The sequence below is a fragment of the Curtobacterium sp. MCBD17_030 genome (genome assembly GCF_003224255.1).
GTDB lineage: Bacteria > Actinomycetota > Actinomycetes > Actinomycetales > Microbacteriaceae > Curtobacterium.
In genome coordinates this window covers 71,139-89,701 of the sequence record NZ_QKLI01000001.1, presented here as the reverse complement: position 1 = coordinate 89,701, position 18,563 = coordinate 71,139, and the positions used below count along the sequence as shown (strand labels likewise).

The 18,563-nt window shown below is 70.8% G+C and carries 16 protein-coding genes and 1 other RNA gene; 9 read left to right on the top strand and 8 right to left on the bottom strand.

Translation table 11 applies throughout. From position 1 onward, the window contains the following. Positions 1–92: 92 nt before the first annotated feature. Entirely contained in the window at positions 93–1,397 is a 1,305-nt protein-coding gene (locus DEI89_RS00435; protein WP_110902072.1) for a glycosyltransferase family 2 protein, read from the bottom strand. 388 nt (positions 1,398–1,785) lie between these two features. Here DEI89_RS00435 and DEI89_RS00430 point away from each other — a divergent pair, with 388 nt between their 5' ends. The 9 genes from DEI89_RS00430 (at position 1,786) to DEI89_RS00395 (ending at position 12,277) form a co-directional block, all read left to right on the top strand. Then, on the top strand, positions 1,786–3,198 hold the full coding sequence (locus tag DEI89_RS00430; protein ID WP_110902071.1) for a nucleotide sugar dehydrogenase: 1,413 nt from the start codon (positions 1,786–1,788) through the stop codon (positions 3,196–3,198). An 11-nt stretch (positions 3,199–3,209) separates the two neighbouring features. After that, positions 3,210–4,241, top strand: coding sequence for an NAD-dependent epimerase/dehydratase family protein (locus tag DEI89_RS00425; protein ID WP_110902070.1), 1,032 nt, complete (start codon positions 3,210–3,212; stop codon positions 4,239–4,241). 2 nt (positions 4,242–4,243) lie between these two features. Next, positions 4,244–6,073 (top strand): glutamine--fructose-6-phosphate transaminase (isomerizing), encoded by a 1,830-nt coding sequence (gene glmS / locus DEI89_RS00420; protein ID WP_110902069.1) that lies wholly within the window; start codon positions 4,244–4,246, stop codon positions 6,071–6,073. Further along, positions 6,070–7,662 carry a polysaccharide deacetylase family protein gene (locus DEI89_RS00415; protein WP_110902068.1) on the top strand — a complete coding sequence of 531 codons (1,593 nt, stop codon included), beginning with the start codon at positions 6,070–6,072 and terminating at the stop codon, positions 7,660–7,662. The genes glmS and DEI89_RS00415 overlap by 4 nt, the downstream gene beginning before the upstream one ends. Position 7,663: 1 nt before the next feature. Continuing rightward, positions 7,664–8,476, top strand: a complete 813-nt coding sequence (locus DEI89_RS00410) for a hypothetical protein (protein WP_110902067.1) — start codon at positions 7,664–7,666, stop codon at positions 8,474–8,476. 76 nt (positions 8,477–8,552) lie between these two features. Further along, positions 8,553–9,272 carry a M50 family metallopeptidase gene (locus DEI89_RS00405; RefSeq protein ID WP_181421436.1) on the top strand — a complete coding sequence of 240 codons (720 nt, stop codon included), beginning with the start codon at positions 8,553–8,555 and terminating at the stop codon, positions 9,270–9,272. Between the two features lie 63 nt (positions 9,273–9,335). Then, positions 9,336–9,497 (top strand): hypothetical protein, encoded by a 162-nt coding sequence (locus DEI89_RS17505; RefSeq protein WP_181421435.1) that lies wholly within the window; start codon positions 9,336–9,338, stop codon positions 9,495–9,497. A gap of 99 nt (positions 9,498–9,596) precedes the next feature. Next, positions 9,597–10,973: an O-acetylhomoserine aminocarboxypropyltransferase/cysteine synthase family protein gene (locus DEI89_RS00400; RefSeq protein WP_110902065.1), complete on the top strand. Its 1,377-nt coding sequence runs from the start codon at positions 9,597–9,599 to the stop codon at positions 10,971–10,973. After that, positions 10,973–12,277, top strand: a complete 1,305-nt coding sequence (locus tag DEI89_RS00395; RefSeq protein WP_110902064.1) for an LLM class flavin-dependent oxidoreductase — start codon at positions 10,973–10,975, stop codon at positions 12,275–12,277. The genes DEI89_RS00400 and DEI89_RS00395 overlap by 1 nt, the downstream gene beginning before the upstream one ends. A 79-nt stretch (positions 12,278–12,356) precedes the next feature. Here DEI89_RS00395 and DEI89_RS17500 read toward each other — a convergent pair whose 3' ends face one another. From DEI89_RS17500 to DEI89_RS00360, 7 genes are all read right to left on the bottom strand, one after another. After that, entirely contained in the window at positions 12,357–13,124 is a 768-nt protein-coding gene (locus tag DEI89_RS17500) for a hypothetical protein (RefSeq protein WP_181421434.1), read from the bottom strand. Between the two features lie 192 nt (positions 13,125–13,316). Further along, positions 13,317–13,693: a transfer-messenger RNA gene (gene ssrA / locus DEI89_RS00385) on the bottom strand. A gap of 125 nt (positions 13,694–13,818) precedes the next feature. Continuing rightward, the gene (gene smpB / locus DEI89_RS00380) at positions 13,819–14,295 is read right to left on the bottom strand and encodes an SsrA-binding protein SmpB (RefSeq protein WP_110902063.1); all 477 of its coding nucleotides are present in this window, start codon (positions 14,293–14,295) and stop codon (positions 13,819–13,821) included. Between the two features lie 150 nt (positions 14,296–14,445). Further along, positions 14,446–15,360 (bottom strand): permease-like cell division protein FtsX, encoded by a 915-nt coding sequence (gene ftsX, locus DEI89_RS00375; RefSeq protein WP_110902062.1) that lies wholly within the window; start codon positions 15,358–15,360, stop codon positions 14,446–14,448. Then, the gene (gene ftsE, locus DEI89_RS00370) at positions 15,357–16,112 is read right to left on the bottom strand and encodes a cell division ATP-binding protein FtsE (RefSeq protein ID WP_110825177.1); all 756 of its coding nucleotides are present in this window, start codon (positions 16,110–16,112) and stop codon (positions 15,357–15,359) included. The genes ftsX and ftsE overlap by 4 nt, the downstream gene beginning before the upstream one ends. A gap of 92 nt (positions 16,113–16,204) precedes the next feature. Beyond that, on the bottom strand, positions 16,205–17,314 hold the full coding sequence (prfB, locus tag DEI89_RS00365) for a peptide chain release factor 2 (protein WP_110902061.1): 1,110 nt from the start codon (positions 17,312–17,314) through the stop codon (positions 16,205–16,207). 43 nt (positions 17,315–17,357) lie between these two features. After that, positions 17,358–18,521 carry a cysteine desulfurase family protein gene (locus DEI89_RS00360; RefSeq protein WP_110902060.1) on the bottom strand — a complete coding sequence of 388 codons (1,164 nt, stop codon included), beginning with the start codon at positions 18,519–18,521 and terminating at the stop codon, positions 17,358–17,360. Positions 18,522–18,563 lie beyond the last annotated feature (42 nt).

Sequence of the window (18,563 nt, the reverse complement as noted above, 5' to 3'; positions counted from 1 at the left end):
GGCACACAGGACGGGAGGCCCGGTACCAGCTGGTACCGGGCCTCCCGTCCGTCATGGTGCCGACTGGGTCGCCGGGTCCGGTCGTCGTACGGTCAGACGGTCGCCGCGCGGCGCGTCGGGCTGTGCCACACGCCGCTCGAGCCACCGCGGAACGCGAGGACGAGTGCGCGCAGGCACAGGTACGAGTCGAGCACCCGGAGGAGCGGGAACGTCAGCCCGTACAGGACGTACACGCCCCGACGTGACACCACCGCGACGACGATCGTGAGCAGGTAGTCGGGCAGCAGCACGCCGATCACGATCCCGGTGACCGGGTCGACGGCGAGCACCGCGTCCGGGAAGCCGGCGCCCATCCCGAGGGCCACCAGGATCGCGGCGGTCCCGGCGAGCGCCACCGCGGGCAGCAGCAGGAGCATCATCAGGCTCGACGTCAGGAGCTCGAGGACGAACAGTCCGGTGGCGAGCCCGAAGCGGCGGAGGCCGAACCGGTGGCGCCGGAGGGTCTGCCAGAAGCCGAGGTTCCAGCGACGGACCTGCTTGGCGTAGTCACGGAGGGTGTCGGGGTCCTGCGTGTAGGCGACGGCGGCGCCGGGGCGGAAGGCGACACGACCGAGGTCCTTCGCGTGCACCTCGAACGTCATGTTGAAGTCCTCGATGGCCAGCCCCTCGGCCGTGATGTCGATGTCGCGGAGGATCCGGGTGCGGTACATCGAGGCGAAGCCGGGGACGATGGCGACGACGTTCGCGGCGGGGGCGGCCTGGCCGAACTTCTGCAGGTACTGGACGGCGACGTAGACGCGTTCGCGGTAGGCGACGAGCAGGCGACCGAAGACGGTGGGGGCTCGGGGCTCCAGGATGGTGGTGGCACGTCCGGCGACGGCGACGACGTCGGGTGCGGAGAACTCGGGAAGTCCGGTGCTGAAGTAGTCGGTGGACAGGTGTGTGTCCGCGTCGAGCAGCATCATCACCTCGAATCGTTCGGGGATCGCGAAGTGCTCGATGGCGGCGGCGATCGCCCCGGCCTTGCCGCGGTTCGGCTGCAGGTCGTACACCTGCGCGCCGGCGGCACGGGCGATCTCGACGGTGCGGTCCGAGGACCCGTCGGAGACGACGAGGATCTGCTCGGGCGGCAGGTGTTCGGCGGCGGAGCGGATGGTCCGTTCGATGACGAGTTCCTCGTTGTGCGCGGCGACGAGGACGGCGACGTCCCCGGTCGTCGGTGGGCGGTAGCCGCGCGGGACAGGTGCCGGCATGCCGCGGCGGCGGGCGCGGCGACCGCGGCCGTCGGCGCCGATGCGGTGGAGGCGGGCGGTGACCACGCGGGTCGCGCCGACCGTGGTCCAGAGGATCGTGTTGACGCCGAGGACGAGCACGAGGGCGACGACGAACGTGAGCATGGGGCGACGCTAAGCCGCGCGGAGTGGGCCGCGCACCGCATTCCCGCAGCCGTGGCCGCATGCGGTTGCGGGAGTCCGCATGCGGTGCCGCAGTCGCCGCCACGGTGCTGCGGAGCACCGCAAGACCGGTCCGGGGGCGTTGCCGGAGGGGCGCTCGACCCGTGATGGTGGCAACGCACCGACCGTCGGCCCCGTCATCGGGGCAGGACCGCGTACCCGAGATCGGTACCCGACCGGCCGCACCCGGACCGCCGTCGTCCGTCCCCGCCTGATCCGGGGACGGACGACGGCCCGGACGAGGCCCACCTGATCCCGCGGTCCACCCGACGGCGGTCGGTGCCTGCCGGGACGACCCTCCCGGTTGTGTCCCGACCCGAGGGGAACCCGCATGTCCATCGCACCATCGCCGTCCGACGCCCTGTCGGTCCGCACGTCGCCGGTCGCTCCGGCGACGTCGGCCGTCCCGACGTCCCCGGACGTCCCCGCTTCCCTGCACCGCATCGTGCCGGGCACCGACGGCACCACCGCCGCTGGCGGTACCCGTGGTTTCGAGTTCGACGTGGCGATCGTGGGCCTCGGCTACGTCGGGCTGCCGACCGCCCTGGCGTACCACCACTCGGGCACCTCGGTGATCGGCGTGGACGTGTCGCAGCGTCGCCTGGAGACGATCCGGTCCCGCGGCGCCGACCTGCTCGAGGACGACCGGGTGCGTCTGGAGTCGGCGTTCCTGGCGGACGACTTCGTCCTCACCGACGACCCCTCGATGCTGGCACGTGCCGCGGCCGTGATCGTGTGCGTGCCGACGCCCGTCGACGAGTACCTGGTGCCGGACCTCACGATCCTCCGCGGCGCCGCGGCGACGGTCGTCGAGCACGCCGTCCCCGGGCAGCTCCTCATGCTGACGAGCACCACCTACGTCGGGTGCACCGACGACCTGCTCGTGCAACCCCTCACCGAGCGCGGGCTGCTGCCGGGCAAGGACGTGTTCGTCGCGTTCAGCCCGGAGCGCATCGACCCGGGCAACGCCTCGGTCGCGCACGAGGACGTCCCCCGCGTCCTCGGCGCCGCGACGCCGGAGTGTGCGGAGATCGCGGACGAGATGCTCGGCCGCTACGCCCGGGTGCACCGCGTGCCCTCGCTCGCCGCGGCGGAGATGACGAAGCTCCTCGAGAACACGTTCCGCGCCGTGAACATCGCGTTGGCGAACGAGTTCTCGGACATCTGCCGCACGATGGGCATCGACGTGGCGGACGTCGTCGACGCCGCGGCGACGAAGCCGTACGGGTTCATGGCGTTCATGCCGGGTCCGGGTGTCGGCGGACACTGCATCCCGTGCGACCCGCACTACCTGCTCTGGCAGCTCAAGGCGGACCGGCAGGCCGCGCCGATGATCACCCAGGCGATGGCCGAGATCGCGGCTCGTCCGGGTCGGGTCGTCGACCGCGCCCGTGAGGTCCTCTCGGACGCCGGCCGTGGTCTCCGCGGCGCGCGGGTGCTCGTCGTCGGCATCGCGTACAAGCGCGACGTCGCCGACCTCCGCGAGTCCCCCGCGCTCGAGATCCTCGAGGGCCTGATCGCCGCCGGTGCCGACGTCGGGTTCGCCGACCACCGCTTCGACTCCGTCCGCCTGCACGACGGCACCGTCCTCGACGACGTCGTCGACGAGGCCGCCTTCGGCGCGGACGTCGTGCTCCTGCACACCCGGCACAGTGACGCCGACCTGTCCTGGATCACCGGCGAGCAGCTCGTGATCGACACCACCTACCGGGCTGCGGACCTCACCGGCCGCATCCTCCTCTGAAAGGGAACGCCATGAAGTCCATCGTCACCGGAGGCGCCGGGTTCATCGGCAGCCACCTCGTCGAACGCCTGCTCACCGACGGCGACGACGTCGTCGTGCTCGACGACTTCTCCACCGGTCGTGCCGACAACCTGGCCGCCGTGGCCGGACACGACCGGCTGCGCGTCGTCGAGGGCAGCATCCTCGACCGTGCGCTCGTCACCGAACTGGTCGCCGGGTCGGACCGGGTGTTCCACCTGGCCGCCGCGGTCGGCGTGAAGCTCATCGTGGACCACCCGCTGCAGGGGCTCCGCACGAACATCCACGGCAGCGAGAACGTCCTGGACGCCTGTGTCGCCGCCGGCGCCAAGCTGCTCCTCGTCTCGACGAGCGAGATCTACGGCAAGAACACCGCCGACGCGCTGCACGAGACCGCCGACCGCGTCCTCGGTTCGCCGCTCGTGGCCCGATGGACGTACGCCGCGGCGAAGGGCATCGACGAGGCCTTCGCGCACGCCTACTTCAAGGAGTACGGCCTGCGCGTCGCCATCGCCCGTCCGTTCAACACGGTCGGCCCACGCCAGACCGGCCGCTACGGCATGGTCGTCCCGAACCTGGTCGGCCAGGCCGTCCGCGGCGAACCGCTGACCGTCTACGGCGACGGCGTCCAGTCGCGCTGCTTCTCCTTCGTCGGCGACGTGGTCCCCGCGATGGTCGCGCTCATCGAGCACGAGGAGGCCTACGGCGAGGCGTTCAACCTCGGCGGCGAGCGCGAGATCAGCATCGCCGAACTCGCGGAGCTCGTCATCGACATCACGGGCTCGGACAGCCGGATCACCTACGTCCCCTACGACGAGGCGTACGGCGAGGGCTACGAGGACATGCGTCGTCGTGTCCCGGACAACACCCGCGCGAAGGCCGCCGTCGGGTTCGCCCCGGTGACCCCTCTGGAGGCCGTGGTCCGGTTGGTCGCCGAGGACGTCCGGACCCGGACGGCCGACTCCTCCGCCGACGCCGACGCCGCCGCGGCCAGCGCGCCGGCGGGTGCGACGGCGGTGGTCTGAACATGTGCGGCATCATCGCGGCACGGGTGGCGGACGATGCCGCCCCGTACCTCCTGGACGGCCTGGAGCGCCTGGAGTACCGCGGGTACGACTCGGCCGGCATCGCCGTGCGTACCAGCACCGGCGGCACCGAGACGATCCGTTCGGTGTCCAGGGTCGGCGACCTGCGCACGTTGGTCGCCGCCCGTTCCGGAGACCCGTTCACGGGGATCGGCATCGGACACACCCGCTGGGCGACGCACGGCGCCGTCCGTGAGACGAACGCGCACCCGCACGCCGACTGCTCCGGCCGGATCAGCGTCGTGCACAACGGCATCATCGAGAACGGGGACCTGCTCCGCGGGCAGCTGAGCGCCCAGGGGCACGTGTTCGTGTCCGAGGTCGACTCGGAGGTCATCACGCACCTGGTCGAGCGTGCCCTGGCGGTCGACCCGGACCTGATGCTCGCGGTGCAGATCGCGACCGCACAGCTCGAGGGGTCCTGGGCCATCGTGGTCCTCGACGCACGGGACGGCCGGATGGTCGTCGCGGCCGACCGGTCCCCGCTCGTGGTGGCCCGTGCCACCCGCGGTGACTTCGTCGCGAGCGACATCGGAGCGATCGCCACCTGGGCCGAGACCTTCGTCGCACTCCGTGACGGTGACGTCGTCGAGCTCGGCGAGAGTTGGACCTGGTCGTCCCGCGGGGAGGTCGTGGCGGTGCCGTTCGCGACGCCGTCGCCGTTCGCCGCCGAGGCACTCGAGCTCGGCGACCACACCGACCACATGGCGAAGGAGATCGAGGAGCAGCCCACCGTCGTGGCGGAGATCCTCGACCGCATCGCCGGTCGTGTGGTCGACGGGAGCATGTGGCGCAGCCTCGGGCTCGCGCCGTTCGAGCGCGTCGCGGTGGTCGCGTGCGGCACGTCGTTGAACGCCGGGCAGGTCATCTCGACCGCGCTCCGCGGGCTCGGCGGCGTCCCCACCGACACCGTCGTCGCGAGCGAGGCCGACCAGGCCGTCCTGACACCGGGCACGCTGGTCGTCGCGATCAGCCAGTCCGGTGAGACCGCGGACGTGCTTCGTGCACTCGACCGGTTCGCGGACCGGTACCAGGTGCTCGCGCTGACGAACAACCTGCACTCCTCGCTCGCCCGACGAGCCGACGCGGTGCTCGACTGCCACGCCGGGCCCGAGATCGGCGTCGCCGCGACGAAGACGTTCACGGCGCAGGTCGTCGTCGGCGTCTCGGCGATGATCTCGGCGCTCGTGGCGTCCGACCGCATCGACCGGTCGCGGGCACTGGCGCTCGTCGGCGACATGCAGCGGCTCCCCGGCCTCCTCGCCGGTGCGGCCGAAGCGTCGCTCGACCGGATCCCGCTGCTCGTCTCGAGCGTGCGGGACGCTTCCGGGTTCCTGTTCCTGGGACGTGGGGCGGGCCTCCCGTTCGCCGCCGAGGGTGCACTGAAGCTCAAGGAGCTCTCCTACCGGTGGGCCGAGGCCTACCCGGCCGGTGAGCTGAAGCACGGTCCGCTCGCACTCGTCACCGACGGCACCCCCGTGGTCGTCGTCGACAACGGCGAGCACAAGATCCAGGCGAACGTCGCCGAGGTCCGAGCCCGCGGCGGTTTCGTCATCACCATCGGTGGCGTCGGCGCCGACGTGCCCGCACTCGGCCGCGACGCCGGCCGGCTGGTCTCGCGACGGACCGACGTGACCGACCAGGGCATGTCGCTCTGGGGGCCGCTCGAGTCCGTGGTCCCCCTCCAGATGCTCGCCCGCGAGCTCGCGCTGCAACTCGGTTGCGACGTGGACAAGCCCCGCAACCTCGCGAAGTCGGTGACGGTCGAATGACCAAGGACCAGTCGTTCAACCGCCTGACGGTGATCCTCGCCGTCCTGGCGACGGTGGCGATCGTCGTCACCGGCCTCCTCGGGGCAGCCCCGGCACGCGCTGCGACGGCCACGAAGCCCGTCACGGTCAGCCTGACCTTCGACGACGGCGACGCCGACCAGATGCTGGCTGCGCAGGCGCTGCAGCAGAACGGCCTGACCGGCACGTTCTACATCATCACGGGCTACCTCAACGCCCCCGGCTACATGCAGCAGTCGGACCTGGCGACCCTCGCAGCGGCCGGCAACGAGATCGGCGGGCACAGCGTCACCCACCCCGACATGTCCGCGCTGTCCCAGGCCGAGGCGCAGCGGCAGGCCTGCCAGTCCCGTGCCACGCTGTCGTCATGGGGCTACACGGTCCGGAGCTTCGCCTACCCGTTCGCGGAGTCGACCACGAAGACGCGTGACGCCGTCCGCGCCTGCGGGTACACCAGTGCGCGTGGCCTCGGGGACGTCCGGACACCGTACGACTGCGCCGGCTGCGTCACGACGGAGACCCTGCCGCCGCGGAACGCCATGCTGACCCGGGCACCGAGCCAGGTCGAGGCGAACTGGACCCTGGCCGACCTGCAGCAGCAGGTCACCCAGGCGAAGACCGACAAGGGCGGCTGGGTGCAGCTCACCTTCCACCACATCAGCGACGACACCTCGCTCGACCCGACGACCTCGCCGGCACTGTTCGCACAGTTCGCCCAGTGGCTCGCCGCCTACTCCGCGGACCCCGCGAACGCCACCACCGTGAAGACGGTCGGCGACGCCGTCGGCACCCCGGTGCAGCCGGTCGTGCAGTCCCCGGTCCCGGGACCCGCAGCCCCCGGTGTCAACGCGGTGCAGAACCCGTCCTTCCAGACGACCTCCACCACCAGCCCGAGCGGGCAGAAGTGCTGGCAGTACGGCGGGTACGGCTTGAACACGGCAGCGTTCAGCACCGTCACCCCGGGCCGCACCGGCACCACCACCAAGGCGACGTCGCTCACCGTGAGCGACCACGTCGACGGTGACGCCAAGTGGTTGCCGACGTTCGACCTCGGTGACTGTGCCCCCACCGTGGTCGCCGGCCACACGTACTCGCTCCGCGAGTACTACAAGTCGAACACCGTCACGCAGTTCACCGTCTACCTGCGCGACTCGACGACCGGCTCCTGGCACTACTGGACGTCGAGCCCCTGGTACGCCTCGGCCTCGACATGGACGCAGGCGGTGTGGACGACGGACCAGATCCCGGCCGGGTTCGACGGGATCAGCTTCGGCCTGAACCTGTTCTCGAACGGCACGCTGACAACCGACGACGTCGCCGCGTACGACACCGTCGGCGCCCCGCCACTCGCGACCACCACCACCACGACGAACAGCGCGACCACGAAGGCGAAGGCGAGCAGCAGCGTGAGCCGGATCGCCCCGGCCGTGGACGCCCTGACCGTCCGGTCCCGTGCGGTCCTGGGGCAGCTCGACACGTCGGGCATGCCCGGCCAGCTCGACACCCCGTCCACGCCTGCCGGATCGGCAACCGCCGCATCGTCGGCGCTGCCCGGCACGATCGCCCGGTGACGTGAGCACGACACCGGAGCCCCGACCCCGGGAGACCCGCACCCGCGGCTCCCGGGGCCGCGGTGCGCGTCCGCGCACGGCCGCGGCACTCGTCGGGACGCTCGCGCTCGCCGCGGTGCTCGCTGGCTGCGGCAGTCCCTCCGGCGGCGGCACGGTGGCCCGCACCTACCCGTGGCACACCAGGATCGTCTCCACCACCTTCTGGGTCGGCGAGGTCTTCGACCCGGACGCCGACGACGGCAGCCAGGTCTACTCCACCTACGACGACGACTGGCAGGGCAGCTACGGCGGCTGCGACGGTGCCATCGTCGAGCGTGTTTGCCAGACCGAACGACGCCGAGCCGCGAACGGGTACTTCCCGACGCACATGAAGCCGAAGGAGAACCCGTTCTACCTCGACGTCCCGTACGACGACGTCAACGACCGCACCGGGTTCCGCGACCGCGACCGGGTCGTCCCCTGGGCGGGCGACCCCGCCTACCGGAAGCACCGCGGCGACGACGGCTTCAGCTACCTCAAGAACCGGTGGGTGCAGCTGAGCAAGGACGGGCGGACCTGCTACGGCCAGGTCCAGGACGCCGGCCCGGGCACCTACCACGACAGCGCCTACGTCTTCGGCCCCGGCAACGAGCGACCGGTCAACAAGCGGTACAACGGTGCCGGGGTCGACGTCTCCCCCGCGCTGAACGGCTGTCTCGGGTACGCCGAGCTCGACGGCGAGGACGACCGGGTCAGCTGGCGGTTCGTCGAGGCCGACGAGGTCCCGAACGGACCGTGGCGCCGCATCGTCACGACCAGCCAGGTGTCGCAGTGAGCGCACCTGCGACGAGCACACTCCCGAGAGGTCTGCTCCCAGTGAACCGCTGAGGACGGTCTGCGACGATGTCGGCTTGACCTCCCTGCCCGCATCCGCCGTCTTCGGTGCCCTGCTCATCGGCGCCGTGCTCCCCCTCGTGCCGTTCCTCGGTCGGGTCGCCCGCCTGGCCGCGACGATCGTGCACGAGGTCGGGCACTGCGTCGTCGTCGTCCCCTTCGGCGGCCGCATCCGACGCATCGACCTGCACCCGGACGGCTCCGGGGAGGCCTGGGTCCAACTCGGACGGGTCCCCGACGGCCTCCGCTGGCTGGTGCGGCTGCTCAACCTCTTCGCCGGCTACAGCGCGCCGATCTGGGCCGGCGTGCTGCTCGTCACCGGCGCCGTCGTCGGTTCGCCGTGGCTGCCCGTCGCCGTGCTCGGCGTCGTCGGCCTGGTCGCCCTGCTGTTCGTCCGGAACTGGTTCGGGTTGCTCGTGGTGATCGGGTTCGACGCGCTCGCCGTCTGGGTCGCCGTCCGCCCGTCGGACCTCACCCTCCTCGTGGTGGCGGCCCTCGGTGCCGCGCTCCTCGTCGACGGGCTCCGCTCGCTCGTGCAGGTCGTCCGGTGGCTCCTCACCGGGTCGCGGGTGCAGACCGACTTCCACATCGCAGCGGCCGAGATGCACCTGCCCGCGGTCGTCTGGTTCGTGCTGTTCCTCGCCGTGAACGGGATCGCGGTGTGGGCTGCCCGCGGGCCGCTGCTCGCCGTCGGCGACACCGTCCTCACCGGCGTCCGAGCCCTCCTCGGCACCTAGCGGGCACGACGGAGGCCAGGACCTGCGACCCACTGGGACGTCGGCTTCCTGGCGGCCGTTCCCGTGGACAGCACGGTGACGGTCGGCGCCGAGAGCGACGACGTCCGGTGGTTCCCGGTCGACGCACTGCCCGCACCGCCCGCGCCCGGGTTCGCCGGACGACTCGCGGTCGTGCCGCGCGTCGCCGCCGGACGGACGGCGGCCGCACCGCTTCCCGCTCCGTAACCCGACGCCGCAATCGGCCCGCGACCACGCCGGGCCTGCGAGAGTACGGCGACGACCGGACGCGCGAGCGGCCGGACGACCCGGCACGGAGGTGGACGCATGACGGACGAACGACCCGGTTTCGCGACCGAGCAGGTGCACGGCGGCTTCATGCCCGACACCGCCCACGGGGCACGGGTGCCCGCGATCCACATGTCTTCCGGCTTCCTGTTCGACGACGCCGCCCAGGCCCGCGACCGGTTCACCGGGACCGACGACGGCTACACCTACACCCGGCTCGGCAACCCGACGAACGCCGACGTCGAGCGGCGTGTCGCCCTCCTCGAGCGGGGCGCCGACGCGATCCTCGTGAGCAGCGGTCAGGCGGCCGCGACGGTCGCGTTCCTCGGGCTCCTCGCCGCCGGGGACCACGTCGTCAGCGCCGCGAGCATCTACGAGGGCACCCGCGGCCTGCTGTTGCAGAACCTCGGCCGGCTCGGCATCCAGGTCGACTTCGTCACCGACGCACGAGACCTCCAGGCCTGGGCCGCAGCCGTCCGGCCCGAGACCAAGCTGTTCTTCGCCGAGTCGATCCCGAACCCGAAGAACGACGTGCTCGACATCACCGGCGTCGCCGAGGTGGCCCATCGCGCCGGTGTCCCGCTCGTCGTCGACAACACCCTCGCGACGCCGTACCTCGTGCAGCCCGTCGAGCACGGAGCCGACATCGTCATCCACTCCGCCTCCAAGTTCCTCTCCGGGCACGGGGCCGGCCTCGGCGGGGTCGTCGTGGACGGCGGCCGGTTCGACTGGACCGCGAACCCGGAGCGCTGGCCGCACCTCACCCAGCCCGACCGTGCCCTCGGCGGCGCCAGCTACGTCGACCGTGCCGGCACCGGTGCCTTCCTCGCCTACGCGCGCGACGTCGTCGCCTCTCGCATCGGACCGACCCCCTCGCCGTTCAACGCCTTCCTCCTCCGCCAGGGCATCGAGACGCTGTCGCTCCGCGTCGAGCGGCACGTGGCGAACGCGCTGACGGTCGCGACCTGGCTGGAGGCGCAGCCCGAGGTGACGAGTGTCGACCACGCGGGTCTGGCCTCCAGTCCGTACCACGACCTCGCCCAGCGCTACCTGCCGCGCGGAGCCGGTTCCGTCTTCGCGTTCACGCTCGCCGGCGGCGAGCCGGCCGCGCACGCGTTCATCGACGCGGTCGAGCTGTTCAGCCGGATGACCCACCTGGGCGACGTGCGGTCGCTGGTGCTGCACCCGGCGACGACGACGCACGCCGGGCGCACGGCCGCCGAGCGGGCGGCGCAGGGCATCGACGACGGGCTCGTGCGCCTGTCGATCGGCATCGAGGACGCCACCGACCTGCTCCGCGACCTCGAGCGTGGGTTCGCCGCGGTGCGCGCGGTCACGACGGACGGTCGGGTCGTCGGCCGGGAGGGGCACCCCGCGACCGGCACGGCGGTCACCGTCCTCGACGGGGCCCACTGATGGCGAGGATGCAGCACGTCGGGTACTTCTTCTCGCGCGGCTTCGGCCCGCAGGCATGGGGTCGAGCGGACTGGCACTGGGGCCACGACTGGACCAGACCGGAGATGTACCAGCAGGCCGTCCGTGCCCTCGAGGACGCCGGCCTCGACCTGGTCATCGCCGAGGACGCGATCTCGCTCGGCAACCCGACGACCCTCGACCTGCGGATCCGGCAGGCGTACGGCGGGCCGAAGCACGACCCGCTGCTGCTCGCGCCGTGGCTGTTCGCCGCGACACGGCACATCGGAATCGCCCCGACCGTGAACGCCGGCGTCACCCCGCCGTACCTGGCAGCCCGACAGCTGGCGACGCTCGCGCACCTGTCGTCGGACCGGCTCGGCGTCAACGTCGTCACCGACGTCGGCAGCGCTCGGCACGCCGGTCTCGAACCGCTGCCGCACGACGCCGCCTACGACCGCGCCGAGGAGTGGATCGGCCTGCTCCGTCGGCTCTGGCACTCGTGGGGGTCGGGACACCTGCAGTCCGAGTCGGACTGGCACTTCGCCGACGGGTCCGAACTCGACGCCTTCACCCACGAGGGCCGGTACTTCCGGACCGCGGGGCCGCTGAACGCCCTGCCGCTCGAGTCCGACCCGGTCGTGGTCTCCCCCGGTGGCTCCGGCCGCGGACTCGGCTTCGCGGGCGCGCACTCCGACGTGCAGCTCGCGCTCGCTCCCCTGTCGGCCGCTGCGGTCGCCGCCTACCGGACGAAGGTGCACGCCGCCGCCGCCGAGGTCGGACGCCGACCGGAGGACCTGCGCGTCCTGTTCGTGCTCAAGCCCGTCGTGGTTTCTTCACCGGAGGAGGCCGACCGCATCGTAGAAGCATCCCGGCACCCGACCGACGAGGACCTACGCACGGTCGCGCTCGCGTGGTCGAGCGACTCCGAGACCGACCTGCTCGCCCTCGACCTCGACGCGCCGATCCCCGCCGGCACCTTCGCCGACCACGTCTCGGCCGGAACCGTCCGGGGGCTCCTCGGGGACACCCCGGACGCACCCCTGCGCGAACTGCTCACGCGGAAGGCCCGCCTCGGCCGGGTCGCGGACCGCTCGGGCTTCGTCGGGACGGCGGAGGAGTTCGCGGACTTCATCGAGGAGCTCGGGTCGGACGCCGACAACGACGGGGTGATCCTGTCCGGTGACCTGCACCCGGCGCAGGTGTACCGGACGCTCGGCGACCTGGTGCCGGTGCTCCGCCAGCGCGGGATCCTCCGTCGCGAGTACGGCGCGGGCGGCCTACGGCAGAACCTGTTCGACTTCTGACTTCCGCACGACGCAACCCCGGCGTCGGGACGGCACGTCACAGCGTTGCGTCCTGACGCCGGGGTTGCGTCTTGCGAAGCTACTTCTTCTTCTTGCCGTCCTTCTTCTTGCTGTCCTTCTTCTTGCCGTCCTTCTTCTTGCTGTCCTTCTTCTTGCCGTCCTTCTTCTTGCCGTCCTTCTTCTTGCTGTCCTTCTCGGCGGACGGCTTCTCCGGCTGCAGCGGGGCGGGCTCGGACGCAGCGGCCGACTCGACACCGTCGACCGGCTCGACGACGACGGCCGAACCGGTGTCCACGAGCACGTCGACCGCCTGTTCGCTGACGACCGGTGCCAGGGCGTCCTCGACCCGCTCGACCAGGACCTCGGCACCGGACTCGGCGAGCCGCAGCAGCGCCTGCGCAGCGCGCAGTCGCGTCGTCGACTTCCGTGCCGACGCATCCGCCCGGGCACCCTCCAGGAACGTCCGGAGCGCACGCTCGGGCACCGACCGTCCACGTGGAGCGGAACGGTCCAGGCGGTCCAGCTCCCCCGCGATCCCGGCGACGTCGTCCTCGACGTGCTCGTGCCGGACCGACTCGAGCAACGCCGCGACCGCAGCCGCCGCACGTTCGACACCCGGAGTGTGCTGGTCCATCACGACGAGCATCTCGAACACCGCGCCGTAGGACATGGTCTCGAGACGCACCGGCTCGGCACCACGACCGCGCAGCACCAGCCGCGCGTCGGGCGTCGGCAGCCAAGCGACCACGGCCGCGACGGAGGCGACCGACCCCACGATGCGCTCGTACTCGGCCAGGCCCAGACGGCCCTGCTCCCGCAGACGGACTCGGATCGCGATCTCCTGCACGGTGTACCTCTCGTTCGGGACGGCGCCGACGGGGTGCGGCGCCGTGTCCCGGAGCGTAGCCCTCGCACCCGGCAGGACAGGATCGGACCCGTGCCGACACCGGTCCGGACATGCCGAAGGCCCTGCACCGTCCGGGAACGGTGCAGGGCCTTCGATGGCAACTCACGTGACAGCGGTCCGACGATCGGCAGGTGGTGGAGATGGGGGGAATCGAACCCCCGTCCATCGCTGCAATTCGACGTCTTCTACGGGCGTATCCGGATGTTCGTTCTGCTCGGCCCCGTCCGTTGCTACCGGCTTCTCGGACGACAGGCCCAGTCTCAGTGCAAGTCCCGCACGGCCCTGAGGCGCAACCGTGCAGCAAGTCCTCTGGATGACGCCGGAACTCAGGTTAGAAGACGATCACCTGGCCGACGGACTTCATGTGCTGGGCTGCTTACGCAGCGAGAGCGAAGTCAGTGCGCTTGGAATTGGCACTTGTTGTTTTCCACGGATCGTTGACGAGATGACCGTGGGTCCTCGGCCCGCTTCCCGTCGGCACACAGGCAATGTCGAAACCGATCATCCCCATGCGGGCCGTCGTGCGAACCGCTGTCACGCTGTTGAGTTGCCAAGCCTGGTGCCCGGACGAACCGGGCCAGGCAGCTGTTCAGTCTAGCGACTGAACGCGTCCCATGCTAGTCGAGCTGGCTGGTCACTCGCCGAGACGGTTGCGGGAGCGCATGGCCCGCTCGGCCTCGCGCTTGTCGGTCTTCTCGCGCAGGGCCTGGCGCTTGTCGAACTCGCGCTTGCCCTTCGCGACCGCGATCTCGACCTTGGCCCGACCGTCGTGGAAGTAGATCTTCATCGGCACGAGCGTGTAGCCACCCTGTGCCGTCTTGTGCGAGATCTTCACGATCTCCTGCTTGTGGAGCAGCAGCTTCCGCTTCCGACGGGGAGCATGGTTGTTCCACGTCCCCTCGGTGTACTCGGGAATGTGCACGGCGTCGAGCCACGCCTCCCCCGCGTCGACGAACGCGTACCCGTCGACGAGCGACGCCCGACCCTCGCGCAGCGACTTCACCTCGGTCCCGCTGAGCACCATGCCGGCCTCGTACGTGTCCTCGATGAGGTAGTCGTGGCGCGCACGACGGTTCGTCGCGACGACCTTCTCCCCGCGTTCCTTCGCCATGCCCGGCTCCTCTTCGTTCGGTGTGTCCGCGCTGCGCGCGAGCCGCCCAGCATATCGAACGCCGGGAGGCCCGCGCACCTTCCCGGGATCTCCCCGGTCTCGGTGTGCGGGCCTCCGACGTGACGACCTGTGTGATGGCCGGTGCTCGACTCAGACCTTCAGGTACCGACGGATCGCGATGGAGGCAGAGACAGCCGCCAGGACGACACCGATCACGATGACCGCCGGGACGACGACCGCCGCGTCATCCATCCCGATGAACGCCGTCCCGGAGAACCGCTTCGTCAGGTAGTTGCGGACGAAGAACCAGACCACGGCCGTGATCGCACCACCCGCGAGCACGGCTCCGACCGCGGCGGCGATCACCCCCTCGAGCACGAACGGCGTCTGGATGAACCGGTTCGAGGCTCCCACCAGCCGCATGATGCCGAGTTCCCGTCGTCTCGAGAACGCCGACAACCGGATCGTGGTGGCGATCAGGAGGACCGCCGCGACGAGCATCAGCCCCGCGATGCCGATCGCCGTGTACGACGAGGCGTTGAGCAGGTTGAAGATCGGCTGCAGGTACCCGCGCTGGTCGACGACGCTCTGCACGCCCGCGACCTTGGACAGGCTCTCGACCAGGACGTCGGCCTGCGACGGGTTCTTCAGGTTCACCCAGAACGTCTCGTTGAGGTACTCGGGCTTGACGAACTCCGTGGCGGGCGAGTCCTTGAACTGCTGCTTGAACCGTGTGTACGCGTCCTGCTGGTCCTCGAAGTACGCCTTCTCGATGTACGGCTTCAGCGTGGACGACTCGAGCTGCTGCTTGATCTGGGCACGCTGGTCGTCGGTCGCCTTCGCCCCGGTGCAGTTGCCCGTGGTGTCGGTGTCGGTGCAGAGGTAGACCGCGACCTGGGCCCGGTCGTACCAGTAGCCCTTCATCTGGTTGATCTGCATCTGGAGCAGGATCGCGGTGCCGACGAAGGTCAGCGAGATGAAGGTCACCAGGACGACGGAGACGACCATCGAGGCGTTCCGACGGAGGCCGGAACCGACCTCGGCCATGACGAGTCCGAGCCTCATCGGATGAGCCCCGGGATGGTCTGGATGCCGGTCGTGTTCGAGACGCCGCCACGCTGGATGGGCAGGGCCTGGGTCTGGTAGCCGCCGGCCTGCTCGTCACGGAGGACCGTGCCGCCGGAGAGCTCGATGACCCGCCGCTGCATCTGGTTCACGATGCTCGCGTCGTGCGTCGCCATCAGGATCGTCGTGCCTCCTTGGTTGATGCGTTCGAGCAGCGCCATGATGCCCGCCGACGTCGTCGGGTCGAGGTTGCCGGTCGGTTCGTCGGCCAGCAGGACGGCGGGCTTGTTCACGACGGCGCGGGCGATCGCCACGCGCTGCTGCTCGCCGCCGGAGAGCTCGTGCGGCATGCGGGTCGCCTTCCCGGAGAGCCCGACGAGCTTGAGCACGTCGGTGACGGACTCGCTGATGAAGCCCTTGCTCTTGCCGATCACCTGCAGCGAGAACGCGACGTTGTCGAAGACGTTCTTGTTCGGCAGCAGTCGGAAGTCCTGGAACACGACGCCGAGGTTGCGGCGGAAGTACGGGACCTTGCGGGACGAGAGCGCGCCGAGACGCTGTCCGAGGACGTGGATCTGCCCGCGGGAGGGCTTCTCCTCCTTGAGGACGAGCCGGAGGAAGCTCGACTTCCCGGAGCCGGACGCACCGACGAGGAAGACGAACTCACCCTTGAGGATCTCGAGGGTGACGTTGTCGAGAGCGGGACTCGGGTTGCCCGAGTACACCTTGGTGACCTGGTCGAATTTGATCATGACCGGATCAGGGTAGGTCGCGAACCGGTGTTCCCGCTCCAGGCGCGCGGCTCAGGACCCGCGGGGTCGCTCAGATCGGTGCCGGATCGGGCTCAGTCCTCGTCGGGACGCTTGCGCCACCGGATGCCCGCGTTGATGAAGCCGTCCAGGTCACCGTCGAAGACCGCCGACGGGTTGTTGACCTCGTACTCGGTGCGCAGGTCCTTGACCATCTGGTACGGCGCCAGGACGTAGTTGCGGATCTGGTCGCCCCAGCTGGCGGTGATCGTGCCGGCCAGTTCCTTCTTCTTCGCGCTCTCCTCTTCCTTCTTCAGGAGCAGGAGGCGCGACTGCAGTACGCGCATGGCGGCGGCACGGTTCTGGATCTGCGACTTCTCGTTCTGCATCGAGACGACGGTGCCGGTCGGCAGGTGGGTCAGGCGCACGGCGGAGTCGGTCGTGTTGACGGACTGCCCACCGGGGCCGGAGGAGCGGAACACGTCGACACGGATGTCGTTCTCGGGGATGTCGATGACCGCGGTCTCCGGCATCAGCGGGATGACCTCCACCGCGGCGAAGGACGTCTGGCGCTTGCCCGCGGCACCGAACGGCGACATCCGGACCAGGCGGTGCGTGCCGGCCTCGACCGACAGCGTGCCGAACGCGTGCGGGCCGTCGACCTCGAACGTGGCGGACTTGATGCCGGCCTCTTCCGCGTAGGAGGTGTCCATCACGGTGACCTTCTGGTCGTGCTGCTCGGCGTAGCGCAGGTACATGCGCATGAGCATCTCGGCGAAGTCCGCCGCGTCGACCCCACCGGCACCGGCACGGATCGTGATCACGGCCGGACGGTCGTCGTACTCGCCGTCGAGGAGCGTCTGGACCTCGAGCTCGCCCATGGTCTTCGTGATGGCCTTGAGTTCCTCGGCCGCCTCGTCGGCGGACTCCTGGTCCTCGGCCTCGTTCGCCATCTGGACCAGGACCTCGAGGTCGTCGAGGCGCTGTGCGGTGGCGGTGAGCTTCTTCAGCTCGGACTGTCGGTGCGCGAGCGCGCTGGTGACCTGCTGCGCATGGTCGGTGTCGTCCCAGAGGTCGGGCGCACCGGCCTGCTCGCTGAGTTCGGCGATCTCACGCTCCAGCCGATCGACGTCGACCACGGAGCGGATGTTCCCGAAGGTCACTCGGAGGGCGTTGACCTGCTCGCTGATGTCCAGTTCGACCATGGTCCCCGATCCTACCGGCCGGGCGTCCGGCTCGACGCCGGAGTCAGTGCCCGAGCGAGGGCTCCCGGCGCGCCAGACCCGCCGCACCGGCGCGCTCGACGGCGCCCGGCAGCGCCCGGAGGAAGGCGTCGACGTCCTGCTCGGTCGAGGTGCGCCCGAGGGTGATCCGGAGTGCACCGCGGGCGTCGTCCTCACCGAGGCCCATCGCGAGCAGCACGTGCGAGGCCTCCGGCACCCCGGCCTGACAGGCCGACCCGGTGGACACGGCGACCCCGGCCGCATCGAGCAGGAACAGCAACGAGTCCCCCTCGCAACCCGGGAACGTGAAGTGCGCGTTGTTCGGCAGCCGGTCGACCGGGTCCCCCATCAGCACCGCGGACGGCACCGCGGCCCGGACCCCGTCGACCAACCGGTCCCGCAGGTGCCGGACGTCGGCGTGCGGTGCGGCGGCGGCGACCCCGAAGGCCGCGGCGCCGGGGGCGTCCTGGGTGCCGCTCCGCACCTGGCGCTGCTGGCCGCCGCCGTGGATGAGCGGTTCGACGACCGCGCGCCGACCGAGCACGAGTGCGCCGACCCCGACCGGACCGCCGATCTTGTGCGCCGAGACGCTCAACGCATCGAGACCGGAGGCGGCGAAGTCCACCGGGACCTGCCCGTAGGCGGCGACCGCGTCGCTGTGCACCGGGACGCCGACCGCGTGCGCGAGCGCCACGATCCGCTCGACGGGCTGCATGGTGCCGACCTCGTTGTTCGCCCACAAGAACGTGACCAGGGCGACGTCGTCGGCTGAGGCGAGTCGGGCCTCCAGTCCGGCCAGGTCGACGCGACCCTGCGCGTCCAGCGGGACGACGTCGACGACGGCTCCCTCGTGGCGCTCCAGCCAGTCGACCGTGTCCACGGTGGCGTGGTGCTCCCCCGCCGGCACCACGATGCGGGGGCGCCGACGGTCGCGCTGCCGCGCCCAGAACAGCCCCTTCACCGCGAGGTTGATGCTCTCGGTCCCGCCCGAGGTGAAGACGACCTCCACCGGGTCGGCGCCGAGCGACGCGGCGACACGGGCACGGCCGTCCTCGAGCAACATCCGGGCGTGCTGGCCGGCACTGTGGATCGACGACGGGTTGCCGACCGTCGCCATCGCGTCGGTGAACGCGGCGAGCGCCGCGGGCAGGATCGGCGTCGTCGCGGCGTGGTCGAGGTAGACGGGCACGGGGTACCCCTTTCTGGAGCGTTTTCAGGATACCCGGTCGGC

Coding starts and splice junctions, on each gene's coding strand:
- DEI89_RS00435 (WP_110902072.1), bottom strand. CDS start 1,397: ATGCTCACGTTCGTCGTCGCCCTCGTGCTCGTCCTCGGCGTCAACACG.
- DEI89_RS00425 (WP_110902070.1), top strand. CDS start 3,210: ATGAAGTCCATCGTCACCGGAGGCGCCGGGTTCATCGGCAGCCACCTC.
- DEI89_RS00395 (WP_110902064.1), top strand. CDS start 10,973: ATGGCGAGGATGCAGCACGTCGGGTACTTCTTCTCGCGCGGCTTCGGC.
- smpB (WP_110902063.1), bottom strand. CDS start 14,295: ATGGCGAAGGAACGCGGGGAGAAGGTCGTCGCGACGAACCGTCGTGCG.
- glmS (WP_110902069.1), top strand. CDS start 4,244: ATGTGCGGCATCATCGCGGCACGGGTGGCGGACGATGCCGCCCCGTAC.
- DEI89_RS00430 (WP_110902071.1), top strand. CDS start 1,786: ATGTCCATCGCACCATCGCCGTCCGACGCCCTGTCGGTCCGCACGTCG.
- ftsX (WP_110902062.1), bottom strand. CDS start 15,360: ATGAGGCTCGGACTCGTCATGGCCGAGGTCGGTTCCGGCCTCCGTCGG.
- prfB (WP_110902061.1), bottom strand. CDS start 17,314: ATGGTCGAACTGGACATCAGCGAGCAGGTCAACGCCCTCCGAGTGACC.
- DEI89_RS00415 (WP_110902068.1), top strand. CDS start 6,070: ATGACCAAGGACCAGTCGTTCAACCGCCTGACGGTGATCCTCGCCGTC.
- ftsE (WP_110825177.1), bottom strand. CDS start 16,112: ATGATCAAATTCGACCAGGTCACCAAGGTGTACTCGGGCAACCCGAGT.
- DEI89_RS00400 (WP_110902065.1), top strand. CDS start 9,597: ATGACGGACGAACGACCCGGTTTCGCGACCGAGCAGGTGCACGGCGGC.